The organism is Reinekea thalattae (assembly GCF_008041945.1).
Lineage (GTDB): Bacteria > Pseudomonadota > Gammaproteobacteria > Pseudomonadales > Natronospirillaceae > Reinekea > Reinekea thalattae.
In genome coordinates, this window is sequence record NZ_VKAD01000002.1 from 207,408 (window position 1) to 230,784 (window position 23,377).

20 protein-coding genes are annotated in these 23,377 nt (G+C 46.6%); 15 read left to right on the plus strand and 5 right to left on the minus strand.

Annotated elements, in window-relative coordinates; all coding sequences use genetic code 11:
* The 14 genes from FME95_RS11280 (at window position 1) to argJ (ending at window position 18,364) form a co-directional block, all read left to right on the plus strand.
* Entirely contained in the window at window positions 1-1,461 is a 1,461-nt protein-coding gene (locus FME95_RS11280) for a UDP-N-acetylmuramoyl-L-alanyl-D-glutamate--2,6-diaminopimelate ligase (protein WP_147714588.1), read from the plus strand.
* Window positions 1,448-2,797, plus strand: coding sequence for a UDP-N-acetylmuramoyl-tripeptide--D-alanyl-D-alanine ligase (locus FME95_RS11285; protein ID WP_147714589.1), 1,350 nt, complete (start codon window positions 1,448-1,450; stop codon window positions 2,795-2,797). Before FME95_RS11280 ends, FME95_RS11285 begins: the two co-directional genes overlap by 14 nt.
* Window positions 2,797-3,879 carry a phospho-N-acetylmuramoyl-pentapeptide-transferase gene (mraY, locus tag FME95_RS11290; protein WP_147714590.1) on the plus strand — a complete coding sequence of 361 codons (1,083 nt, stop codon included), beginning with the start codon at window positions 2,797-2,799 and terminating at the stop codon, window positions 3,877-3,879. Before FME95_RS11285 ends, mraY begins: the two co-directional genes overlap by 1 nt.
* Window positions 3,879-5,222 carry a UDP-N-acetylmuramoyl-L-alanine--D-glutamate ligase gene (gene murD, locus FME95_RS11295; protein WP_147714591.1) on the plus strand — a complete coding sequence of 448 codons (1,344 nt, stop codon included), beginning with the start codon at window positions 3,879-3,881 and terminating at the stop codon, window positions 5,220-5,222. The genes mraY and murD overlap by 1 nt, the downstream gene beginning before the upstream one ends.
* The gene (gene ftsW / locus FME95_RS11300) at window positions 5,209-6,390 is read left to right on the plus strand and encodes a putative lipid II flippase FtsW (RefSeq protein WP_147714592.1); all 1,182 of its coding nucleotides are present in this window, start codon (window positions 5,209-5,211) and stop codon (window positions 6,388-6,390) included. Before murD ends, ftsW begins: the two co-directional genes overlap by 14 nt.
* Window positions 6,387-7,463, plus strand: coding sequence for an undecaprenyldiphospho-muramoylpentapeptide beta-N-acetylglucosaminyltransferase (gene murG / locus FME95_RS11305; protein ID WP_147714593.1), 1,077 nt, complete (start codon window positions 6,387-6,389; stop codon window positions 7,461-7,463). Before ftsW ends, murG begins: the two co-directional genes overlap by 4 nt.
* Window positions 7,460-8,896: a UDP-N-acetylmuramate--L-alanine ligase gene (gene murC, locus FME95_RS11310; protein ID WP_147714594.1), complete on the plus strand. Its 1,437-nt coding sequence runs from the start codon at window positions 7,460-7,462 to the stop codon at window positions 8,894-8,896. The genes murG and murC overlap by 4 nt, the downstream gene beginning before the upstream one ends.
* 93 nt (window positions 8,897-8,989) lie before the next feature.
* Window positions 8,990-9,754, plus strand: a complete 765-nt coding sequence (locus tag FME95_RS11315) for a cell division protein FtsQ/DivIB (protein WP_147714595.1) — start codon at window positions 8,990-8,992, stop codon at window positions 9,752-9,754.
* 21 nt (window positions 9,755-9,775) lie between these two features.
* Window positions 9,776-11,029 (plus strand): cell division protein FtsA, encoded by a 1,254-nt coding sequence (ftsA, locus tag FME95_RS11320; RefSeq protein ID WP_147714596.1) that lies wholly within the window; start codon window positions 9,776-9,778, stop codon window positions 11,027-11,029.
* 112 nt (window positions 11,030-11,141) lie between these two features.
* Window positions 11,142-12,308, plus strand: a complete 1,167-nt coding sequence (gene ftsZ / locus FME95_RS11325; RefSeq protein WP_147714597.1) for a cell division protein FtsZ — start codon at window positions 11,142-11,144, stop codon at window positions 12,306-12,308.
* Between the two features lie 88 nt (window positions 12,309-12,396).
* A complete protein-coding gene (gene lpxC, locus FME95_RS11330) occupies window positions 12,397-13,314 on the plus strand; it encodes a UDP-3-O-acyl-N-acetylglucosamine deacetylase (protein ID WP_147714598.1) in 918 nt (305 codons plus the stop codon).
* A gap of 5 nt (window positions 13,315-13,319) precedes the next feature.
* The gene (locus tag FME95_RS11335) at window positions 13,320-14,240 is read left to right on the plus strand and encodes a M23 family metallopeptidase (protein ID WP_147714599.1); all 921 of its coding nucleotides are present in this window, start codon (window positions 13,320-13,322) and stop codon (window positions 14,238-14,240) included.
* A 170-nt stretch (window positions 14,241-14,410) separates the two neighbouring features.
* Window positions 14,411-17,128: a preprotein translocase subunit SecA gene (gene secA / locus FME95_RS11340; protein ID WP_147714600.1), complete on the plus strand. Its 2,718-nt coding sequence runs from the start codon at window positions 14,411-14,413 to the stop codon at window positions 17,126-17,128.
* Between the two features lie 12 nt (window positions 17,129-17,140).
* A complete protein-coding gene (gene argJ / locus FME95_RS11345) occupies window positions 17,141-18,364 on the plus strand; it encodes a bifunctional glutamate N-acetyltransferase/amino-acid acetyltransferase ArgJ (protein ID WP_147714601.1) in 1,224 nt (407 codons plus the stop codon).
* 65 nt (window positions 18,365-18,429) lie between these two features.
* Here the strand turns inward: argJ and yacG are convergent, their stop codons facing one another.
* Genes yacG through FME95_RS11365 form a run of 4 tightly spaced genes read right to left on the minus strand, consistent with a single transcriptional unit; the run spans window position 18,430 to window position 21,446 of the window.
* Window positions 18,430-18,636 (minus strand): DNA gyrase inhibitor YacG, encoded by a 207-nt coding sequence (gene yacG / locus FME95_RS11350; RefSeq protein WP_147714602.1) that lies wholly within the window; start codon window positions 18,634-18,636, stop codon window positions 18,430-18,432.
* A gap of 4 nt (window positions 18,637-18,640) precedes the next feature.
* The gene (gene coaE / locus FME95_RS11355) at window positions 18,641-19,234 is read right to left on the minus strand and encodes a dephospho-CoA kinase (RefSeq protein ID WP_147714603.1); all 594 of its coding nucleotides are present in this window, start codon (window positions 19,232-19,234) and stop codon (window positions 18,641-18,643) included.
* Window positions 19,231-20,106, minus strand: a complete 876-nt coding sequence (locus FME95_RS11360; protein WP_147714604.1) for a prepilin peptidase — start codon at window positions 20,104-20,106, stop codon at window positions 19,231-19,233. The genes coaE and FME95_RS11360 overlap by 4 nt, the downstream gene beginning before the upstream one ends.
* Window positions 20,106-21,446, minus strand: a complete 1,341-nt coding sequence (locus FME95_RS11365; RefSeq protein WP_147714605.1) for a type II secretion system F family protein — start codon at window positions 21,444-21,446, stop codon at window positions 20,106-20,108. Before FME95_RS11365 ends, FME95_RS11360 begins: the two co-directional genes overlap by 1 nt.
* A 317-nt stretch (window positions 21,447-21,763) precedes the next feature.
* Between FME95_RS11365 and FME95_RS11370 the strand changes: the two genes are divergently transcribed.
* On the plus strand, window positions 21,764-22,261 hold the full coding sequence (locus FME95_RS11370; protein WP_147714606.1) for a pilin: 498 nt from the start codon (window positions 21,764-21,766) through the stop codon (window positions 22,259-22,261).
* A 104-nt stretch (window positions 22,262-22,365) separates the two neighbouring features.
* Here FME95_RS11370 and FME95_RS11375 read toward each other — a convergent pair whose 3' ends face one another.
* Window positions 22,366-23,376 (minus strand): tryptophan--tRNA ligase, encoded by a 1,011-nt coding sequence (locus FME95_RS11375; RefSeq protein ID WP_147714607.1) that lies wholly within the window; start codon window positions 23,374-23,376, stop codon window positions 22,366-22,368.
* Window position 23,377: the final 1 nt, after the last annotated feature.

Consider the following 23,377-nt stretch of genomic DNA (forward strand, 5'->3'; position numbering starts at 1 on the left):
ATGATTGCGATGATGGATTGGCTGCCAGAATACCCAGAGTTGGCTGGCGTAAAAGCGATACAGCTAACCACTGACAGCCGCGAAGTCACTAAAGGCTCAATTTTTATTGCGCTAAATATAGAAAGCTACGCTCGTGATGGTCATGACTTTATTGAGTCTGCAATCGATCAGGGCGCAGTGGCGGTATTGTGTGAGCGAGCATTAAAAACGGCGATTAATACCGCTGTGCCTATTTGTGTTGTCGCCGATTTAAAACAGCGACTAGGTGATCTTGCGCATCGTTTTTATGGCTCGGCGAGCGAAAAATTAAGCATGATTGGTGTCACTGGCACCAATGGTAAAACCTCTACCTGCCAATATATTGCGCAATCACTAGATTATTTGGGTAAGCGCTGCGGTGTGATCGGCACCAATGGCCAAGGTTTGTGGGGGCAACTAACGGATACGTTAAATACCACGCCAGATATCATTCGCTTGCACTCAGAAATTACTCGCCAGCAACAGCAGGGCGCTGAATATTGTGCGATGGAAGTATCGTCGCATGGTTTAGACCAAGGTCGTGTTGATGGCATTCAATTTTCAACAGCGGTGTTTACCAACCTCAGTCGTGACCATCTCGATTACCACAAAACTATGCAAGCTTACGGCGATGCTAAGTGGCAATTGATGTCTTGGCCTAAGTTGAAAAACGCGGTGGTTAATCTTGATGATGAGTGGGTGCAGCAGCATTTGGATTCTATTAAAGCTGAACACACTTACACCTTTAGTTTAAGTAAACCGGCGGACTTTCAAGTCACCGAGATGCGATCGCATACCGCAGGTATCGACGCGACAGTTAAAACAGCCGAAGGCAGTGTCAATCTCAACTTACGCTTACTCGGTTCATTCAATTTAAGCAATGCGCTAGCGGCATTTGCAGTATTAATGGCAGAGGGTATTCCGTTAAATACTGCTGCGCGGGTGATTTCTAATTGCGCGCCGGTGAAAGGTCGCATGGAAATGATTCGTCTGCCTTATGCACCGACGGTGGTGGTCGACCATGCTCACACACCCGATGCTTTAGCGAATGCATTAACCGCTTGTCGCGATCATGTCGACGGTCGTTTAGGTGTGATCTTTGGTTGCGGTGGTGATCGCGATAAGGGCAAACGTCCAGAGATGGCGAAAATTGCAGAGCAGTATGCTGACTTTGTTGTGGTGACTGACGACAATCCGCGTACAGAGCAATCGAACGAGATTATTAACGATATTTGTCAGGGCTTTAATCAACCACAAGCCCATAGCATTATTCCAGATAGAGCCGAAGCGATTACCCAGACACTGGATAGCTGTGGCGAACATGACGTGCTGCTGATTGCAGGCAAAGGTCATGAAAGCTACCAAGAAATCGACGGCATAAAACATCCGTTTTCTGACCAAGAAGTCGTGCGCAACTGGCAGGAGTCTCATGATGTGGACTGATCCTACCTTAGCCGAATGGGCTGCTAGAACTGACGGTCAGTTGATCGGCGAAGATAAAGTCATTGCTGGACTTTCAACTGACAGCCGCTCGACGCAAGCAGGCGATATCTATTTGGCGATTCGTGGTGAATCGTTCGACGGTCATCAATACATTCAGCAAGCGATAGCCGCTGGCGCGATTGCAGTTGTCGCAGAACAGCCGCAAACCATCGATGACAGCATTAGCCAGCTTATTGTGCCTGATAGCAAGCGAGCGCTAGGTTACTTGGCAGGCTTGCTGCGCGACCGTTTTCAGGGTCAGGTGATTGCCTTAACTGGCAGTGTTGGCAAGACCAGTACGCGCGCCATGCTGGAAAATATTTTGAGCCGCCAAGCGAATTTGTTAGCCACGCAAGGCAACTTTAATAACGACATTGGCGTGCCGAAAACTTGGTTCCGTTTAACCGATCAGCATCAGCAAGCATTGATCGAAATGGGCGCCAATCACCAGCAAGAAATCGCTTGGTTGTGTGAGTTTTCCAAACCCAACATTGGCTTGTTGCTTAATGCTGGGCAAGCCCATACAGAAGGGTTTGGCGGTTTAGCAGGCGTACGCCAAGCCAAGGGCGAAATTATCGACGGCACACTCGACTCTGGTTGCTGTGTGTTAAACAGAGATGACCCTGCTTTTGAACAATGGCAGCTTCGAGCCGGTGCCAAAAAAGTCATTACCTTTGGTCGTGACGCACAAGCCGATGTGCAATTACTCCGTTATCAGTTAGCACCGTTGGGTAGCGAGTTTTGTTTGGCAACACCTAGCGGTGAAGTCACCATTGCTTGGTCGATGATTGGTGAACACATGGCATTAAATGCAGCGGCTGCAACGGCAACCGCGTTAGCCGCTGGTGTCACTCTTAATGATATTTGTAGCGGCTTACAAAGCATGGCGGCAGAGCCTGGTCGGTTGGAGCCAGTGGTTTCAAATTTTGACGGCCCATTAATTAATGATGCGTATAACGCCAACCCAGAATCATTTAAAGCGGCGATCGATGTATTAAGTGCCATGAGTGGCCAGCCAATTTTAGTGGCCGGAGACATGGCTGAGTTGGGTGACGATATCATCGCCATGCATCAGCAGGTCGGTCAGTATGCAAAAGAAAAAGCCATTACCGTACTGAGCGTCGGTCGTTATGCGCAGTACATTTCAGACAGTGCAGATGGGTCTTGTTTTGGTTCTATCGAACAGCTTATCGCCGCCTTGCCTGAACAGTTAAATTCACAAACGGCGGTATTAATTAAAGGCTCTCGCAGCGCGGGCATGGAACGCGTAGTCGATGCTTTAAGAAGGAGTAATTAATGTTTGTTTGGCTAACCCCTTATCTTATGCAATTAGATGCGGGCTTTGGTGTGCTGCAATACCTAACGGTGCGTGCAATCTTTGGTGTGTTGACCGCATTGGGCGTTTCGTTAGTGTTTGGCCCTAAGTTGATACGCTTGCTACACAACTATCAGATTGGTCAGTCGGTACGTGACGACGGTCCTCAAAGCCACTTGAGTAAAGCCGGTACGCCAACCATGGGTGGTGCGTTGATCCTGTTGTCGATCATTATTGCTACCTTGCTTTGGTCGGACCTTTCCAACCTTTATGTTTGGGTTACGGTGTTGGTTACCGCAGGTTTTGGTTGCATTGGTTGGGTAGATGATTACCGCAAGGTGGTGCAAAAAAATTCCAAAGGCTTGTCTGCAAAAGCGAAATATTTTTGGCAGTCGGTATTGGGTTTGTCGGCTGCGTTAGTGTTGTATTTCAATGCCACAACGGTTAACGAAACCACTCTGTTTATTCCGTTTTTAAAAGATGCCGCGTTGCCGCTAGGTGTTATGTTTGTCGTGCTGACTTACTTTGTCATCGTGGGAACGTCAAATGCCGTCAACCTAACCGATGGGCTTGATGGCTTGGCTATTTTGCCAACCGTTCTAGTGGGCGGTGCTCTTGGAGTGTTCGCTTATGTCACCGGTAACTCTGTTTATTCTGAATACTTACAAATGCCGTATGTCGCAGGAACCGGTGAAATTATTGTGTTTTGCGCCGCGTTACTCGGCGCGGGGCTTGGCTTTTTATGGTTTAACACTTACCCAGCGCAAGTCTTTATGGGTGATGTTGGCTCGTTGGCGTTAGGTGCAGCATTGGGTGTGATGGCGGTTATTGTTCGCCAAGAGTTGGTGCTGTTTATTATGGGCGGCGTTTTTGTTGCCGAAACCGTTTCCGTTATTTTGCAGGTCGGTTCATACAAACTGACGGGTCGCCGAATTTTCCGTATGGCGCCATTGCATCATCATTTTGAATTAAAAGGCTGGCCAGAGCCGCGTGTCATTGTGCGGTTTTGGATTGTCACTGTGATTCTTGTATTAATTGGTTTGGCTTCGTTGAAGATACGTTAATGAAAAATATCGATACCACAAAACAGTATTTAGTCGTTGGCTTAGGCGTTACAGGTGCTTCCTGTGTGCGTTACTTGGTTGCGCGTGGCTGTTCTGTTGCGGTTATTGATAGTCGTCAGGCGCCGCCAGCAAAGGCGCAGATTGAGCAAGAGTTCCCGCAGGTCATTATGCATTTAGGCGATCTGGACGCCAATATACTGTCTGCCGCCGATGTTTTAGTGATGAGTCCAGGTGTGCCGTTGGCAACTCCAGCGATCCAACAGGCAATAAATAGTGGCGTCGAAATCAGCAGCGATATCGAATTATTCTTAAACGAATTTGATGGCAAATGGGTGGCGATTACCGGCTCTAATGCTAAGTCAACAGTGACTCAGTGGCTGGGCGAAGCGCTCATGGCCGGCGGCCATAAAACCCTGATTGCTGGCAATATTGGTACGCCAGTATTAAGTGTTGTCGATCAAATGTTTGATGTCGCGGTATTGGAACTGTCCAGTTTTCAGTTGGAGTTATTATCGCAACCTGAAGCAGATGTCGCAGTGGTATTAAATATCAGTGAAGACCATATGGATCGTTACGATTCATTGGACGATTACCGCCGCGCTAAATTACGCATCTATGAAGGTGCGCATCATATGTTGGTTAATCGTGAAGACGAACTCACCTGGCCAGAAGTTAAAACTTCAAAGCAGTTAACCAGTTTTGGTTTGCACGAAACCGACCAAGGCTATGGCTTATCGTTGCATCAGGGTGAGTTGTATATTTGCCACAATGCTCAGCCTGTACTGGCTGCCAGTCAGCTTGGCTTGCCGGGTCGGCACAACCAAGCTAATGCTATGGCGGTATTGGCATTAGCCGACAGTATTGGTAACGATCGATCAGCGACACTAAGCAGTTTAAAAGTATTTAAAGGATTGCCGCACCGCTGCCAATTAGTTGCAGAAAAATCTGGTGTGCAATTTTTCAATGACTCTAAAGCCACGAACGTAGGCTCAGTGTTAGCTGCATTGACTGGCTTGGCAGACGCAGAGCATAAAAAAATTATTTTACTTGCCGGTGGCGAAGGCAAGGGGCAAAACTTTGATCCACTGATTGAACCAGTTGCAGCAAGCTGTAAAGCCGTGCTGTTGTTTGGTGCTGATCGCGAAAAAATTCAGCGGTCTTTATCGTCAGCTGAACTTGTTGAAACATTAGCGCAAGCGTTTGATCGCGCGACAGCGATCGCCCAGCCCGGCGATATTGTTTTGTTGTCGCCGGCCTGTGCCAGCTTTGATCAATTCTCTGGTTTTGCCGCACGCGGCGATGCCTTTGTTGATTTAGTGGAGGCCTATGATGACGCTCGCTAAATCGCACATGCCAATCAGTCAGCGACTGGCTCAGTATTGCCAGCCGATTGCTGCCGTTGATCAGGTGTTAGTCGCATCTGCCTGTAGCATTTTATTGTTTGGTTTGGTGATGATTGCCTCCGCCGGTATTGATGTTAGCGAACAGTTATTTGGTGTGCCTTACCATTTCGCCATGCGTCAGTTTATTTACATGGTGTTAGGTTTGTTGGCTGCCGTTCTAATATCGGTGATGCCAGTGGTGTATTGGCAAAAACTCAGTGCTGCGTTTTTGCTCATCGCCTTTTTACTGTTGTTCTTGGTTTTGATTCCTGGCATTGGTCAAGAGATTAAAGGTTCGCGCCGCTGGATCGATTTAGGTCCGTTTGGTTTTCAGCCGTCTGAGTTTGCTAAGGTCGCAATGGTGCTATATGTCAGTGCTTATTTAGTGCGACGACGAGATGAAGTGACTAGCAGTTGGGCGGGCTTCTTAAAACCAATTTTAGTTTTATCCTTTAGCGTACTTTTACTATTGATGGAGCCGGATTTTGGCTCTGTGGTTGTTATCCTTGGCACCGTGTTGGCGATGTTGTTTTTAGGTGGTGTTAAACCGGGTCAGTTTTTCTTAGCGATGATTGCTGCTTTGTCGGCCGTGGCGGTGATGGCGTTTGCAGAAAAATATCGAGTGCAACGATTGCTCGCCTTTCGCGATCCTTGGGCAGATGAAAATGTTTACGGCAGTGGCTATCAGTTAACCCAATCATTAATCGCCTTTGGTCGGGGAGAATGGTTTGGTGTCGGTCTCGGTAATTCGATGCAAAAATTGTTTTATCTACCAGAAGCACACAACGACTTTATTATCGCCATCATTGCAGAAGAGTTAGGTTTACTTGGTGTACTTATTTTATTTGCACTCTATGTGATGATGATTCGAAGAATTTTTAAAGTCGGTCGTTTAGCGGAATTAAAGAACAATCTGTTTGGTGCTTTTACTTGCTACGGCATTGGCATTTTATTTTCCGGCCAAGCCTTTATTAATGTCGGCGTAAATACAGGCTTATTACCAACTAAGGGTTTGACTCTGCCTTTAGTCAGTGCCGGTGGCACAAGCTTAATTGTCAGCATCGCACTTATTGCGCTAGTAAACAGAATTTATGCGGAAACCCTTCAACTCAAGGGTGAGAAAGAATGAGCAAAGTAATGATTATGGCCGGTGGTACCGGCGGACATATTTTCCCTGCCGCGGCTGTTGCCGAAGCGTTAGTACAGGCTGGCTATGAAGTCAGTTGGTTGGGTTCCAAACGCGGTATGGAAGGTAAGTTAGTGCCAAATATGGGTTACCAATTTTGTGGCTTGCCGGTAACGGCCTGGCATGGCGGTAAGCTTAGAAAATTAATTGCGCCGATTAATTTACTGCGCGCGTTTTTGGCTTGTGTCGCTATTTTTAAACAGCAAAAGCCTGCCGCGGTAATAGGCTTTGGTGGTTATGCCTCGGCTCCGGGTGGCGTAGCGGCATGGTTGATGAAAATACCGTTGATTCTACATGAGCAAAACGGAGTGCCAGGGCTGACCAATAAAAAGTTAGCGAGTAAAGCGCGAACGGTTTTGCAGGCGTTTCCAGATACATTCGAACAGGATTATGCCGTTGTTGGTAATCCTGTTCGCGAGGCGATGTGCCAATTTGAAAATCCAGAACAGCGCCAGTTAGGGCAATCGCAGCAGTTAAAAATTTTAGTCTTGGGTGGTTCGCAAGGTGCTCAGTCGATCAACAGTTTATTACCTGAGGCGCTGGCAAAAATGAGTTCGCTTGATGCTGTCGATGTTTGGCATCAGGCCGGTGCAAATAAGGTGGCAGACTGCCAGCAGGCGTATCAACAAAACGGAGTTGAGGCCAAGGTTGTTGAGTTTATTGACGACATGGCGCAAGCCTATCAGTGGTGCGATCTAGTCATAGCGCGTAGTGGTGCTGCCACGGTTTCGGAATTAGCCGCCGTTGGGGTCTATGCGATTTTACTGCCATACCCTTGGCATAAAGATCGTCAGCAGTTTAATAACGCCATGTGGCTATCTAAAGCTGACGCTGCAGAGTGGTATGAGCACGATGATTTAAATGCAGAAAAATTAGCCGAGCGAATTGATTATTGGCAGCAGCATCGAACGGAACTGCAAGCGGCAGCGATGAACAGCTGGCAACTGGGTGTACGAGATTCAGCCAGCCGGATATTAAAAGTTATTCAACAGATTTTACCAGAGGACAAGGCATGACATACGCCCACGCGGATTATAAAAACGGATTCCCTATACCGGAGATGCGCCGTATTAAGCGCATCCATTTTGTCGGTATTGGTGGCGTTGGCATGTGTGGCATTGCCGAAGTATTACTTAACCAAGGTTATCGTATTAGTGGTTCAGATTTACGTGAGTCGGCGACAACTAAACGACTTGCCAGCATTGGCATCGAAGTTTTTTACGGCCATCAGCAAAGCAATGTTGAAGGCTCTGATGTTGTTGTTGTTTCAACAGCCGTTAACCCTGCTAATGAAGAAGTCCGCTGGGCGTTAGAAAATCGAGTACCAGTGGTTCGCCGTGCAGAAATGTTGGCCGAACTGATGCGCTATCGTCATGGTATTGCGGTTGCCGGCACTCACGGTAAGACAACCACGACATCGTTAATGGCGTCGGTTATGACGTCAGCTGAATTTGACCCGACCTTTATTATTGGCGGCAAATTAAACAGCGCAGGCAGCAATGCCGGCTTAGGTACGAGTCGCTATTTGGTGGCCGAAGCAGATGAAAGCGACGCGTCGTTTTTACATCTTCAACCAATGACCGCCATTGTGACCAATATCGATGCCGATCACATGAGTACTTACGATGGTGACTTTGAAAAGCTAAAGCAGACCTACATCGACTTTTTACACAATGTGCCTTTTTATGGCTTGGTGGTGTTGTGCTCAGACGATGAGCATGTGCAAGCCATCATGCCATCGGTACGGCGACAGATTATTACTTATGGTTTAAATGAAAAGGCGGACTATCGCGCCATCAATATTCAAAAGCAGGGTGTACAAACGCACTTTACCGTACAGCGTAAAGGCAAGTCTGACCTGGATGTGAAACTGAATATGCCAGGCGATCACAATGTTTTAAATGCCCTTGCAGTCATTGCTGTTGCCACCGATGAAGGTGTTCAGGACGCCGATATTGTAGCTGGTCTTGCAGGCTTTAGTGGTGTTGGTCGCCGCTTTGAAGTGCATGGCGAATACCAAACCGAACGCGGCAATGTGATGTTGGTTGATGACTATGGTCATCACCCTAAAGAATTGGAAGTTACCTTTGAGGCCATTCGCACTGGCTGGCCAGAAAAACGATTAGTTGCTGTATTTCAGCCGCATCGTTATAGCCGGACACGTGACCTATATGAAGATTTTGTCGATGTTTTATCGCGAGTCGACGTGCTGTTGCTACTCGATGTTTACGCCGCTGGTGAGACACCAATTAGTGGTGCCGATGGTCGCAGCCTGTGCCGTAGTATTCGCCAGCGTGGTCGAGTCGATCCGATTTTTGTTGAAGATAAGAGCACGTTGTTATCAATTTTGACTGACGTGTTAGAAGACGGCGATTTGTTGCTGACTCAAGGTGCCGGTGATGTTGGCAACCTGTCAGTGAAAATCGCCAACAGTTTAGGGCAGAAGTAATATCTGTTAGGACAGAAGTAATATCTGGCATTCATTGGGCTAGGTAAAAAGTTACGGGTATAAAGCGTGGAGGCTCTATTAGCCGTGAATAAAATGCAAAAAACAACCAAGGCAAGAGGTGCCACTCGACGTAAAACGTCGAATAAGCGGAGGCTGAACCTGCCTTGGCGACAGTGGTTTTCCTCGGCATTAAAACCAGCCGCGGTTGTATTAATCATTGCATTGTTGGTGGTGTCGATCAGCTTTATTAAACGAATCGATTGGCAGCCTATTCCGGTACAGCAGATTAGCCTTGCGGATCCATTGGCGTATCAGGATGAACAAGGGTTACGGCAAGTTAGTGATCGTTTTATCGGTACCAGTTTGCTGTTGTTGGATATCGAAGAAGTACAGCAAAGCTTGCAACAGTTGCCTTGGGTAAAACAGGTGAGTGTTCGTAAGCAATGGCCCGGTGAATTAGAAGTGCTGATTGAAGAACATGAACCGGTTGCGATTTGGAATGGTGACCAAGTCTTGAACAGTGAAGGCGAGCCACTGGAGCGACCAGCGAATTCATTAGCATTGGCATCGTTGGTTGGACCGGTAGGAAGTGAAGTTCAGGTGATGAATCAGTACCTGCAGTTTGCCCAAGTGTTTGGGCAAGATGGCGCTCGATTACAAGAAGTGAAGATGCACCCTAGAGGCGCATGGCAATTAACATTAGAAAATGGCGTCACTATATCGCTGGGCGATGAACATCTACTGGCTAGAAGTCGCCGAGTTATGAAAGTGCTGCAATTGGAAGCCTATAAAGGCAGCAAGATTGAATACATAGATGCTCGCTATTCCAATGGCGTAGCCCTAAAAATGGCGAGTTGAACAGAGAGTTAGAGGTTATTTATGGCATCGATACATCAAGGACAATTGTTAGTTGGTCTAGATATCGGCACATCAAAAGTTGTCGCGATAGTTGGTACGGTGACCGCAGAAGGTGGTATCGAAATTATCGGTGTTGGTTCGCACCCATCGCGCGGTCTTAAAAAGGGCGTTGTGGTTAATATCGAATCAACTATTCAAAGTATTCAGCGCGCCATTGAAGAAGCTGAACTTATGTCTGGCTGTGATATTCATTCTGTTTATGTCGGTATTGCAGGCAGTCACATTAACAGCCTAAACAGCAATGGCATTGTTGCTATTAAAGAAAAGGAAGTGGTTGAGGCTGATCTTGATCGGGTGATCGACGCAGCTAAAGCGGTTGCGATCCCGGCGGATCAGAAAATTCTGCATGTATTGCCGCAGGAATACATCATCGATGCTCAAGAAGGTATTAAAGAGCCATTGGGTATGTGTGGTGTGCGTTTAGAAGCCAAAGTTCACCTAGTGACTGGTGCTCAAAACGCAGTGCAAAATATTGATAAGTGTGTGCGCCGCTGTGGTTTAGAAGTGGATCAAATTATTTTAGAACAGCTTGCCTCTGCGCAATCGGTGCTGACCGATGATGAAAAAGAGTTAGGCGTTTGCTTGGTTGATATCGGTGGCGGTACCACTGACATTGCTATCTTCACCGAAGGCTCTATTCGCCATACCGCAGTGATACCGATTGCCGGTGATCAGGTGACTAATGATATTGCTATGGCTTTTGCCACACCGACGCAGCATGCCGAAGAGATAAAAATTAAGTACGCCTGTGCGTTGTCACAATTGGCTGGTGAGCATGAAACCATCAAGGTGCCAAGTGTTGGTGATCGCAGTGCACGTGAATTGACTCGCCAAGCATTGGCCGAAGTGGTTGAGCCAAGATATGAGGAGCTGCTGTCTTTAGTTAAAGCAGAGCTTCGTCACTGTGGCTACGAAGATATGATTCCAGCCGGTGTCGTTTTGACCGGTGGTACATCGAAAATGGAAGGTGTCGTGGAACTGGCAGAAGAGGTGTTTCATGTGCCGGTTAGGCTGGCATCACCACAGGGTGTGTCCGGATTGTCCGATGTCGTGTCCAACCCCATTCATGCAACGGGCGTTGGGTTATTGCAGTATGGCTTACGTCAGTTAGCAAATGGCAAGGTCACTATGAGTTCAAGCAGTAGCAGTACAAAGAGCAAGAAAAAGAGTTCAGGTTGGCAGTCCTTTAAAGATTGGATTGCGGATAATTTTTAGTAGACGATTTTTAACAGGCGACTGTTGAAAGTGAAACGTACCGGTCAGGCGGTACCTTTTAAATTGGAGCAGGAAAATGGCAAATTTTGATTCAGATACAAAGGGAAGCGATATGTTTACATTAGTCGATGAACAACCGAATGCGATTATCAAAGTATTCGGCTGTGGCGGCGGCGGCGGGAATGCCGTTAAGCACATGCTGAATAGTCGAGTTGAGGGCGTTGAATTTATTTGCGCCAATACCGATGCGCAAGCATTACAGGATGTCTCTGCAACAACCTTATTACAGCTAGGTAACAGCATTACCCGCGGTTTGGGTGCTGGCGCGAATCCAGATGTGGGTCGTCAATCTGCGTTAGAAGATCGCGATCAGATTGCAGAAATCCTAAAGGGTGCCGATATGGTATTCATTACTGCCGGAATGGGCGGTGGTACTGGAACCGGGGCGGCACCTGTTGTCGCAGAAGTTGCTCGTGAATTAGGCATTCTAACAGTCGCGGTTGTCACTAAGCCGTTCCCGTTTGAAGGCAAGCGCCGTATGAAGGTAGCGATGGCGGGTATTGAAGAGTTGCGTCAGCATGTCGATTCCTTGATCACGATCCCTAATGAAAAGCTGCTAACTGTGTTAGGCAAAGGCGTGTCATTAATCGATGCTTTCGCTGAAGCTAACGATGTATTGTTAAATGCTGTGCAGGGTGTCGCAGATCTTATTGTCAGACCAGGTACAATTAACCTTGATTTCGCCGATGTCAGCACCGTGATGTCAGAAATGGGAATGGCGATGATGGGTAGCGGTCGGGCTTCTGGTGAAAACCGTGCCAAGCGCGCTTCCGAGATGGCCATTCGTAGCCCATTACTAGAAGATGTTGATCTGAACGGTGCCCGAGGTATTTTGGTGAATGTCTCAGCAGGTCTCGATTTAGGCCTAGATGAATTCACTGAAGTCGGCGATACTATTGAAGAATTCGCATCAGAAGATGCAACGGTTGTTGTTGGTACGGTAATCGATCCTGAATTAGAGGATGAAATTCGAGTTACTGTTGTAGCAACTGGTATTGGAGAGGTGGCCAAACCTGTCGCAGCCCCGGCTAAGCCGAAAGTCGCTGTCGATAATCGGTCATTGGACTATAAAACATTAGACCGCCCTGCAGCTCAACGATCGACTGAAAAGACTAATGATACTTCAGCGGTTAAAAATGAGGCAGAGAAGCCAGCAAAACCTGCTCGGGATTTAGACTATTTAGATATCCCAGCGTTTTTGCGACGTCAAGCTGATTAATAAATGGCCAGTGATATGGCTTTATATTAGATGTTTGATTCTGCTAAACTGTGCGGCCTATAAAATTTGGAATTGGTAGTATCACCAGATGATTAATCAGAGAACGCTTAAAAATACAATTAAGGCGACGGGTGTCGGATTACACTCGGGCAAGAAAGTATATTTAACATTAAACCCTGCTCCAGTAGATACAGGGATTGTTTTCGTTCGAACGGACTTAGACGGTCATCCTGAAGTGAAAGCCCATGCCCTGAACGTGGGTGATACAACGCTGTCTACAAACCTGGTTAATGGTGAAGCTACCGTTGGTACAGTTGAACATCTATTATCTGCCTTGGCTGGCTTAGGTATTGATAACGTACGTATTGAGTTAAGCGCTCCTGAGGTGCCGATTATGGACGGCAGCTCAGGCCCGTTTGTTTTCTTGATTCAGTCAGCTGGCGTGGTTAGTCAGCCGAAAGCTAAAAAATTCGTGCGTATTAAAAAAGATATTAGTGTTCAGGACGGTGACAAGTTTGCCCGTTTTGAACCCTATAATGGCTATCAGTTGAAGTTCACCATCGATTTCGATCATCCGGTGTTCCGCAGTCGTAGCCAAGAGGTCGTATTCGAGTTCTCTACTTCTTCGTATGTTAAAGAAGTTTCCAGAGCCCGTACCTTTGGCTTTATGCGTGATTTCGAATATCTGCGTTCTAAAAACCTGATTTTAGGCGCCAGTGTTAATAATGCTATTGCCGTAGATGACTATAAAGTATTAAATGAAGAAGGCTTACGATACGAAGATGAATTCGTAAGACACAAAGTTTTAGATGCTGTCGGTGATCTGTATCAAATGGGTCACTGCATCATCGGTCGTTTTGTTGGACATAAATCCGGCCATGGGTTAAATAACATACTTTTACGTGAGCTGTTAAACAATCCAGATTCATGGGAGTATGAGACTTTCAGTGATGAGGAGCACAGCGATGTGCCAATTGCTTACTCACCGACATTCTCTGCGAGTTGATGTAAATGAATATTATTGTCGTTAGTCGTAAGTCCGGACATTCAAAAACCATTACCGCAAAAGTTATGCTTAGTGTGTTGCTAGTAGCTTTTGCGCTGGTGGGCACAGCCTTTATTGGCGTGTATCGTTTTATTACTGAAGAGAAGTTCGTCATTATTAATGAAGACGTCGCTCAAGAATGGCAGTTCCGCATGGAAAGTCATTCATCAGAGGTAGAACGCACTCGTCTTTATACCGAAGAACAAATTAACGCGTTGCGCGTCAAAATGGTTGAGTTGCAAGGTCGGCTTACCCGTTTGGATGCACTTGGTCAGCGTTTAGTTGATGTTGCAGGCCTTGATGAAGGTGAGTTCGACTTCTCTATGCCAGTGGCTGTGGGTGGTCCAGAAACGCCTTCTATCGACTACGAAGCCCCCGATTTTGTAGGCATTCTCGATGATTTAGCTGCGTCGATTGATAATCGTAATCAACAGTTAAAAGTACTTAACTCTCTACTGGGTGATCGTGAGATTCAAAGCGAGACCTTTGTTGCTGGTCGACCTATTGTTCGAGGTTGGATGAGCTCTCGATACGGTTACCGAAATGACCCATTCACAGGTAAAAAAGCTTGGCACGATGGCTTAGATTTTGCCGGTAAAGAAGGCTCAGATATTATTGCTGTGGCCTCTGGTGTAGTGACTTGGGCTGGTCCGCGTTATGGTTATGGTAATTTAGTTGAGGTGAACCACGGTAACGGTTATGTCACTCGTTATGCTCACTGCCAGGAAATCCTAGTGTCTGTCGGTGATGTTGTGAAGAAAACAGATGTCGTTGCCTTGATGGGTAGTACGGGTCGATCAACAGGTCCTCACGTTCACTTTGAAGTTCGTATCGACGGCAAATCAGTCGATCCAAACAAATACATCAATCGAGTAGCTCGTTTCTAAGAGCGACATCATTTGATTTGAATCATTAGAATGCAGGCCTATATGGCCTGCATCTAACAGCCTTCCAATTTCGTCTACTTATTCCCTACAATTTCAAAGACAAGCCCTCTTGCGATCTGTATAGTTACCCCCATCTTAAACGCTTGAATAATCTATAGAAATTAGTCGCTATGTTTACCGCAATTGCCCGTAAAGTGGTCGGAAGTAAAAACGACCGAGAGATTAAACGCCTTGGTAAGACAGTCCAAAAAATAAATTTATTGGAAGACGAATTTACCAGCCTATCCGATGACGATATTAAATCCAAAACCGCTGAGTTCCGTGAGCGCTATGAGCAGGGAGCAACGCTAGAAGCATTGCTGCCAGAAGCCTTTGCGTTGGTGCGTGAAGCCAGTAAGCGAGTTATGGGGCTACGTCATTTCGATGTCCAAATGATTGGCGGCATGGTGCTGCACAGTGGCAAGGTTTCAGAAATGAAAACCGGCGAAGGTAAAACGCTGGTTGCGACACTGGCGGCCTACCTGAATGCCATTCCTGGTTTGGGTGTGCATGTCATTACCGTTAACGACTACCTTGCTCGCCGTGACTCTGCTTGGATGGAGCCACTCTATAATGCGCTAGGTTTGACGGTCGGTGTGGTTGTTTCGCAACAGGACCCAGTTGAAAAGAAACAGGCCTACCAAGCAGATATTACCTACGGTACCAATAATGAATTTGGCTTTGACTACTTACGCGACAACATGGCGTTCCGGCTAGAAGACAAGTTTCAGCGCGGTCACTTCTTTGCCATTGTCGATGAAGTTGACTCCATCTTAATTGATGAAGCACGTACTCCGTTGATTATTTCCGGTGCAGCAGAAGATTCCAGTGCCCGCTATATCGAAATCAATAAGCTGATTCCAAGTTTAACCCGAGGCTATGAAGCAAACGAGGGTGACGCTGAAAAGCCTGGTGATTTCATCATCGATGAAAAGCAGCGAAGTGTTGAATTGACCGAATCTGGTCATGAGCATATCGAGCAGCTGTTGCAGGGCGCAGGCTTATTGCAGCAGGGCGATAGCCTCTATTCACCATCAAACCTTATTTTATTCCACCATGTGATGGCAGGTATTCGCGCCCATCATGTGTTCCAAAAAAATGTCGACTATATCGTACAGGACAATCAGGTAGTGATTGTCGATGAGCACACAGGCCGTACTATGCCGGGTCGACGTTGGAGCGATGGTTTACATCAGGCTGTCGAAGCAAAAGAAGGCTTAGAAGTACAGAAAGAAAACCAGACTCTGGCTTCTACCACCTTCCAGAATTATTTCCGGCTCTATAAAAAGCTGTCAGGCATGACTGGTACTGCCGATACTGAGGCCTTCGAGCTTAACGAAATTTATGGCCTTGATGTCGTGGTGATTCCAACCAATAAACCGATTTCGCGTAAAGACGAGAACGATCTGGTTTATCTTAACGAAGCCGATAAATACGCTGCCGTGATTGAAGAAATCATCAAGGTGGTTAAGCAAGAGCGCCCAGTATTAGTGGGTACGGCTTCGGTTGAAGCATCAGAGCGTATATCCGTAGCGCTAGATAAAGCGAAGATTAAACACAATGTGTTAAACGCCAAGCAGCATGCCAGCGAAGCAGAAATTATTGCGCAAGCCGGTTTGCCAGGTTCGGTAACGATTGCCACCAATATGGCCGGTCGTGGTACCGATATCGTGTTAGGCGGTAATTTAGACGTTGAATTAGAAAAGCTTGGTAATGCCAGCGATGCCAAAAAAGAGGCGGTTAAAACAGCCTGGGCAGAGCGCCAACAAGCGATTAAAGATGCTGGCGGTTTGCACATTATCGGTACAGAGCGTCATGAATCTCGCCGAATCGACAATCAGCTACGAGGCCGTGCTGGCCGTCAGGGCGATCCGGGTTCTTCACGCTTCTTCTTATCGCTAGACGATAATTTGATGCGTATTTTCATGCCGCCAAGTATTAAAAATATGTTCAGCCGATTAGGTATGGATGAAGGCGAGCCTATTGAAGCGAAGATGGTCTCTAATGCCATTGAAAAGGCGCAGCGCAAGGTTGAGAACCGTAACTTCGACGTTCGTAAGCAGTTGTTAGAATACGATGATGTCGCGAATGACCAGCGTACGGTTATTTATAACCAGCGTGATGAAATTATGGCGGCAGACGATATTGCAGACATCATTGAAAATATCCGTAGCGATATTTTGACTGAAGTTGTCGGTGCCTATATCCCAGCCAATAGCCTTGTTGAGCAGTGGGATATCGAAGGGTTAGAAAAAGAATTGCAAACTGAATTTAATGTGCAGCTAGGTATTCAGCGTTGGATTGATGAAGATGATCATCTGACCGATGACGATATTTTACAGCGCATCATTGAACAGATCGTTGCTATTTATAAAGAAAAAGAAAACCGTGTTGGCGCTGAAAACTTTAGACAGTTTGAAAAGCAGGTAATGCTGCAGGTGCTCGACCAGCATTGGAAAGAACATCTTTATAACATGGATCACCTACGTCAGGGTATTCATTTGCGTGGTTATGCGCAGAAAAACCCGAAACAGGAATACAAGCGTGAATCGTTTGAACTGTTCCAGAATATGTTGACCGAAGTGAAATACCAGACGGTTAAATATCTGTCGCTTATTCAGGTGCAGTCCAAAGAAGAAGCCGAAGCTGAAGCACGTCGTCGTCAGGAATTAGCCGCCGCGAAAATGCAGTATGAACATGCTAAATCATCTTCGTTAAATAACGAGTCTTCGGCATCTAAACCTAGTGCCTCAGCTGCTACTCGCAGCACTCCTAAGGTCGGTCGTAACGAACCGTGCCCATGTGGTTCTGGTAAAAAATATAAACAGTGTTGTGGCAAGTTGAATTAAGCGGAGACAGCAGTGGCAACAGGTGTAGGTATTACAGATCAATTATCCGCCGTCAAAGGGGTGTCATTGGGCACCACTTGCGCCGGTATCAAGGTTGAGAATCGACGTGACCTTGTTATTTTTGAATTGGCACAGGGCACCAGCGTTGGTGCGGTGTTTACTAAAAACGCATTCTGTGCCGCGCCAGTAACCCTGTGTAAAACGCATTTGGCGCAGACAAATAATATTCGCTATTTGGTTGTTAATACCGGTAACGCCAACGCTGGCACTGGCAAGCAGGGCATGCAGGATGCGCTGCAAACCTGTGAGCAGATTGCTGACTTGGCCGGTGTTGAAGCGCACCAAGTACTGCCGTTTTCTACCGGTGTGATCGGTGAATATTTACCGATGGACACCATCTTAAAGGCGCTACCAAACGCCCTAAGTGATACCGCCGAAGATCACTGGTTAGAAGCCGCTGAAGGTATTTTAACTACCGATACACGCGCAAAAGCTGCCAGCCAAGTGATCGAGTTTAATGGTGAAACCATCACCGTGACTGGCATCGCTAAAGGCTCTGGCATGATTCGGCCGAACATGGCGACGATGCTTGCTTTTGTTGCGACCGATGCAGCCGTACCAGCGCAGTTGTTGCAACAGATGACTCGCGAGGCGACTGATCAATCCTTTAACCGCATTACCGTTGATAGCGATACTTCGACCAATGATGCTTGCGTGTTGGTTGCAACGGGCCAAGCTCAGGCTGCTGCTATTAGTAGCGATCAGGATGAACGTTATGCCGCCTTATTGAAGGCAGTGAAGCAGGTCATGCTGTCGTTAGCTCAGCAGATTATTCGCGATGGCGAAGGCGCTAACAAATTTATTGAAGTTGCCGTTGAAGGCGCGCTTAACACCGAAGAAGCGTTGAAAGTTGCTTATTCGGTTGCCGATAGCCCGTTGTTTAAAACTGCGATGTCGGCGTCGGATGCTAACTGGGGCCGTATTTTAATGGCCGTTGGTAAAAGCGGTGTCGAAGCGTTGGATGTCGATAAAATCGATGTTTATCTGGGTGATGCGCAAATAGTCGCGCAAGGAGAGCGTGCCGCTCAATACACCGAAGAACAGGGTGCTGCTGCGGTTGCTGGCGAAGATATTCGTGTTCGTATCTGCCTTAATCGCGGTGAGGTGAGCGATACGGTATGGACTTCGGACTTATCTTACGAATACGTGCGTATCAATGCCGAGTATCGATCTTAAGCAGAGAATAATCGGTTTACATCTAAGCACCGCTCAGCGGTGCGTTGCTTAAGTAGGCTGCGGCCTTACTTGAGCAACGAGTCTTTTATCATCTGTTCTAACTCTTCTGAAAACATTTCTTCATGGGCGCTCTTGCCGCCAATCTTGTGGCTTTCTGACGCCCATTCGCCTAAATCAATTAGCTGACAGCGTTTGCTGCAAAAAGGCCGAAACGGATTCTGTTTTGAGTATTCGATGGTTTTTTGGCAGGTAGGGCAGTTCATTTCAGTCATGGTGTTATCTCTTATTGGCCAATGCAGAAAGTTGAAGATGCAGCTGCTTGGCTTGTTTTTCAAGGTGGCTTCGGTCAAGAGCGTTATCAATAATAATATCGGCACGCTGTTGTTTTTCAGTTCGGCTCATCTGAGCGTCGATAATCGCCTGTATCTGTTGGTGCGAACTTTCATCTCGGCTTGCCGCACGTTCGAGTTGCAGCTCTACCGGTAAATCGACCAGCACTGTTTTTTCGCAATAGCTGTCTAAGTTGTTTTCAAATAACAACGGCGCTTCTAACAGTTGGTAGGGCGATTGGCCTAATGCTAATTGGCGTAAAATTTCTTCACGAATGATTGGGTGCAGTAGGTTATCAAGCCACTGCTTATGTTCTGCATGGCTGAACACGAGTTGGCGCAACTTGGCTCGGTTTAATTCGCCATCAATTAAAATATCATCACCAAAGTGCTGCGCAATTTTTGCTAAGGCTGGGCTTTCTGGCGCAACGACTTGGCGTGCCACCAAATCAGCATCGACACGATGTACGCCTTCGGCCACCAAAAGTTCTGCCAAGCTCGATTTACCCGAGCCAATACCGCCAGTAAGACCGACGATCATAAAACTAAGCCTAAATAAGTCGCCATAATGGTTTCACCCCAAAATAGGTAAATCAGTGCTGCACCGGCTAAAAATGGACCAAACGGCATCGGCTTGGCTTTTTCGCGACCATAGAACAGAATCATAACAATACCAACAACGGCACCAACTAACGACGACAGAAGAATAATCAGCGGCAGAGCTAGCCAGCCAAACCAAGCGCCGAACACCGCAAACAGCTTAAAGTCGCCATAACCCATGCCTTCTTTACCGGTGAGTAGTTTAAATAGCCAATAAATGCTCCACAGGCTTAAGTAGCCTGCAGCGGCACCGATCACGGCCTGATCTAGGCTGACCAAACCGTTGCTGACGTTTACTAATAAACCAAGCCACAACAGTGGCAAGGTGATGCTATCGGGTAGCAATTGAGTATCTAGATCGATAAAGGTAAGCGCCACCAAGCACCAAATAAAAACCACCAATGCCAGTGTGGTCATAGAAAAACCGAATTTGGCGGCAACGATTGCGGCAAGTAGCGCAGTTAACAACTCGACCAGCGGGTAACGTATAGAGATAGAGGTTTTACAACTAGCGCATTTGCCTCGAAGCAGTAGCCAGCTGATGACAGGAATATTCTGCCACAGCGTTATTTTATGTTGGCAGTGTGGGCAACGGGAGTCAGGTTTAGCCAGATTAAAAGTAGGTTGCTTGGTTAACTTTTTGTAGGCTTTTTCATCATTTTGCCATTCGGCCGCATCTAATGCCCAGCGGTGACTTAACATAATAGGTAAACGATAAATAACGACGTTTAAAAAACTGCCCACCATTAAGCTAAACATAAATACCAGAGCAATAAACAACTCAGGATTTTCAGTCAATAGAACCTGCCACATTAGATCGCGCTTCCCATTTGAAAAATGGGAAGATACATGGAAACCACCAAGCCGCCAACGATAATCCCTAAAATTGTGATCATCAGTGGCTCAACCAGATCGGTAAGCGCGTCAATTTGCTGTTTTATCTCCTGTTCGTAAAGGTGCGCGGCCTTATTGAGCATCCTATCTAAAGTACCGGTTTGTTCACCGACACTGACCATCTGAGTAAGTAGATTGCTAAAACCACTGCTAGCGCTCATGGCTTTTGCCAGTTCGTCACCCTCTTCAATACGCTGCTTTAGTTGCTCAACTATCTGCTGATATTGGCTATGGTTTAGTGCACCGGCGACGGAGCTGAGCGCTTGGTTTAGCGGAACACCCGCGGCGTATGTCGTTGCTAGAGTGCGAGCAAAGCGCACCATGATAGATTTAAACAAAATACTGCCGATGATCGGTAAACGAAGAGCGCAATAGTGCCACAGCCTTTTGAGCCACAGTGTTTTTTGGTACAGCAACAGGCTTAGGGCGCAAACGCCAAGTAAACCGATTAGCAGCGTTGGCCACCACTGGCCTAGTTGTCGAGCCAGCTGAATAACCAGTTGCGTAGCCAGCGGTAGCGGCGCAGAAAAGCTAGAAAATAACGACTCAAAGGTGGGCACCACCTTGATTAACAAAATCGCACTCACCAAAACGGCTACCACTAAGACAATGGCTGGGTAGCGCAACGCCGCCTGTATTTTTCGTTTCAGTGCGTCGCCTTGTTCTCGGTGCTCTGCAACACGTTCTAGCATGGTTTCCAATGCACCTGCCTGTTCACCGGCTTCAATTAGACCGCAGTAAAGCGAGTCGAAATATTTTGGGTAGGCGCGCAGTGCTGAACTCAACGAGCCACCATTGCTAAGCCGTTGTTTGAGTTCAGCAATAAGCAGCTTCATGCGAGGGTGGTTAAGGTTTTCTGCCACTAGATCAAAAGTACTCAGCAGCGGCATGCCGGTTTTTACCATAATCGCCAGCTGCCGAGTAAAGAGCGTAATATCTTGGCGGCGTATGGCAGCCTCAAATAATCGAATCTGCAACGCTTGTTTGGTTTTAGAGTGATTATCACCATGAACTGCCGAGCTTTTTAAACCACTGCTAGCAACAACGGCTTTGCTATTGGCTACTAAGCCTTGCTTGTTTTGTGCTAGCAGGCCAGTTTTGGCGATGGGTTTGAGTTGCTGAATGTCTTGCAAACCTTGCTGGCGCAACATTGCCTGTGCCCAGGCTGCATTGCTCGCTGTGAGTTGGCCAGTTTGAAGCTGGCCGTTAGAGTCGAACGCTTGGTAAGAGAAAGACTGAGGTCTGTGTTGGTTAGCCATGCTACATCCTTGTATCGAAGCTGTGGTTTTATACTAACCCTTTGTTGGCATGCTGTAACGGTAACGAATGATTGTTTGTTGTTAATGGTTTGGTTGAAGAGGTTAATACTTTAAGTATTAATTTTATAAAGAACGCAAAACGAGACTATGTGAGTGTTATTTAAAGTTGAACTAGGCGTTGCTGGTAGCGCGTTGCTTGGTGATTCAATTAATAATTCACTAGAGTCTAGTTCAATGATATAAAAAGAAGGTTATAAAAAGGTGCCGCAGGACGTGGCATAGAGGACGGAGTCTCAAAATTTTAAAGGAGCGTAAGGATGCGAGTGTTAAAAGGTTTTAGTCTTATCGAACTGATGATCGTTGTTGCCATAATGGGAATGTTGGCCACGGCGGCAATTCCAGCTTATCAAAACTACACGTTACGAACGAAAATTTCTGAAGTTATTAGCTTGGCTTCGGCGGCTAAATTAAGTCTGTACGATTATTATTTATCGCAAGGTTCAATGCCGTTAACTGCCAATAACGAAAGTGCAGAACTCAGTGCGGTGGCAAATTTGGAGTTATCGAGAATCGTTGCTAATAACGCTGCTGTTTATTCTGAGTTATCAGGTAATACTGATATTTCTTCTCTCACCGTAACGATCAGTGGCGCCGGTTCGGCAGTGGATAATAAAATTATTATTTTTACTTTCGATGCATCACAAACATCGGGGTTAAAATTTTATTGCGATGCAACACAGGCGGTGAGTATTTTAAATGCCAGTGTAACGAATTATGTTGCTGATGATTATTTGCCCAGTCAGTGTCGAAGCTGAACGATTTAAAACTTAGATAGTTTTATTTTTTAAATTGGACGCATAAAAAAGCCCGCAAAAAATTGCGGGCTTTTAGTTTGTGTTTTATCTAAACGGATATTTAATTAGGCCATTGGCGAAATGCCGACTTTCTTTTTAATTTCTTGTAAAAAAGGCGTGGCATGAGCTCTGGCTTTTTCTGCACCCTTGGCTAACTGACGATCCAGTTCGGCAGGGTCTGCCATTAGACGATTGTATTCTTCGCGTTTGTCTTTTAATTCTTCGTTTAAAAATTCAAACAGATACTTTTTCAAATCGCCCCAGCCAATACCATCAGCGTAACGCTGGCGCATTTCTTGTTGCGCGGCTTCATCAGTAAAGGCGGAGTAGATGCTAAACAGCGTGCAGCCTTTAGGATCTTTTGGCTCGCCTGGCTCCAAACTATTGGTTTTTACCTTGTTGATAAGCTTGCGGAATTTTTTCTCGTCTTCAAATAACGGGATAGTATTGCCGTAGCTTTTCGACATTTTACGACCATCCAAGCCAGGAATAATCATCGAGCTTTCATCGACAACAGCTTCTGGTTGTTGGAAGGTTTCGCCATACAAATAGTTAAAGCGTTGAGCGATATCGCGCGCCATTTCAATATGCTGAATCTGATCTTTACCGACTGGGATTTTCTGGCCGTTAAACATCAAAATATCGGCAGTCATTAAGATGGGATAAGCAAATAAGCCCATTTCAACGCCCTTGTCTGGGTCGGCCGCTTCGTCTTCTACATTAGCCTGTACCGCAGCCTTGTAAGCGTGAGCGCGGTTCATTAAACCTTTCGCCGTGATCGTGGTGAGGATCCAGCTAAGCTCCAAAATTTCTGGAATGCTGCTTTGGCGATAAAACGTCACCTGCTCTGGATTTAAACCACAAGCTAGCCAAGTTGCCGCGATAGCGCGAGCCGATTGTTGAACAACAGCTGGCTCATGGCATTTAATTAACGCGTGGTAATCGGCCATAAACAAAAACGATTCAGTATCGCTTGCTTGGCTGGCTTCAATCGCAGGGCGGATCGCTCCAGCGTAATTACCTAAGTGTGGAATACCGGTGGCGGTAATGCCGGTTAAAACTCTACTTTGGGTCATG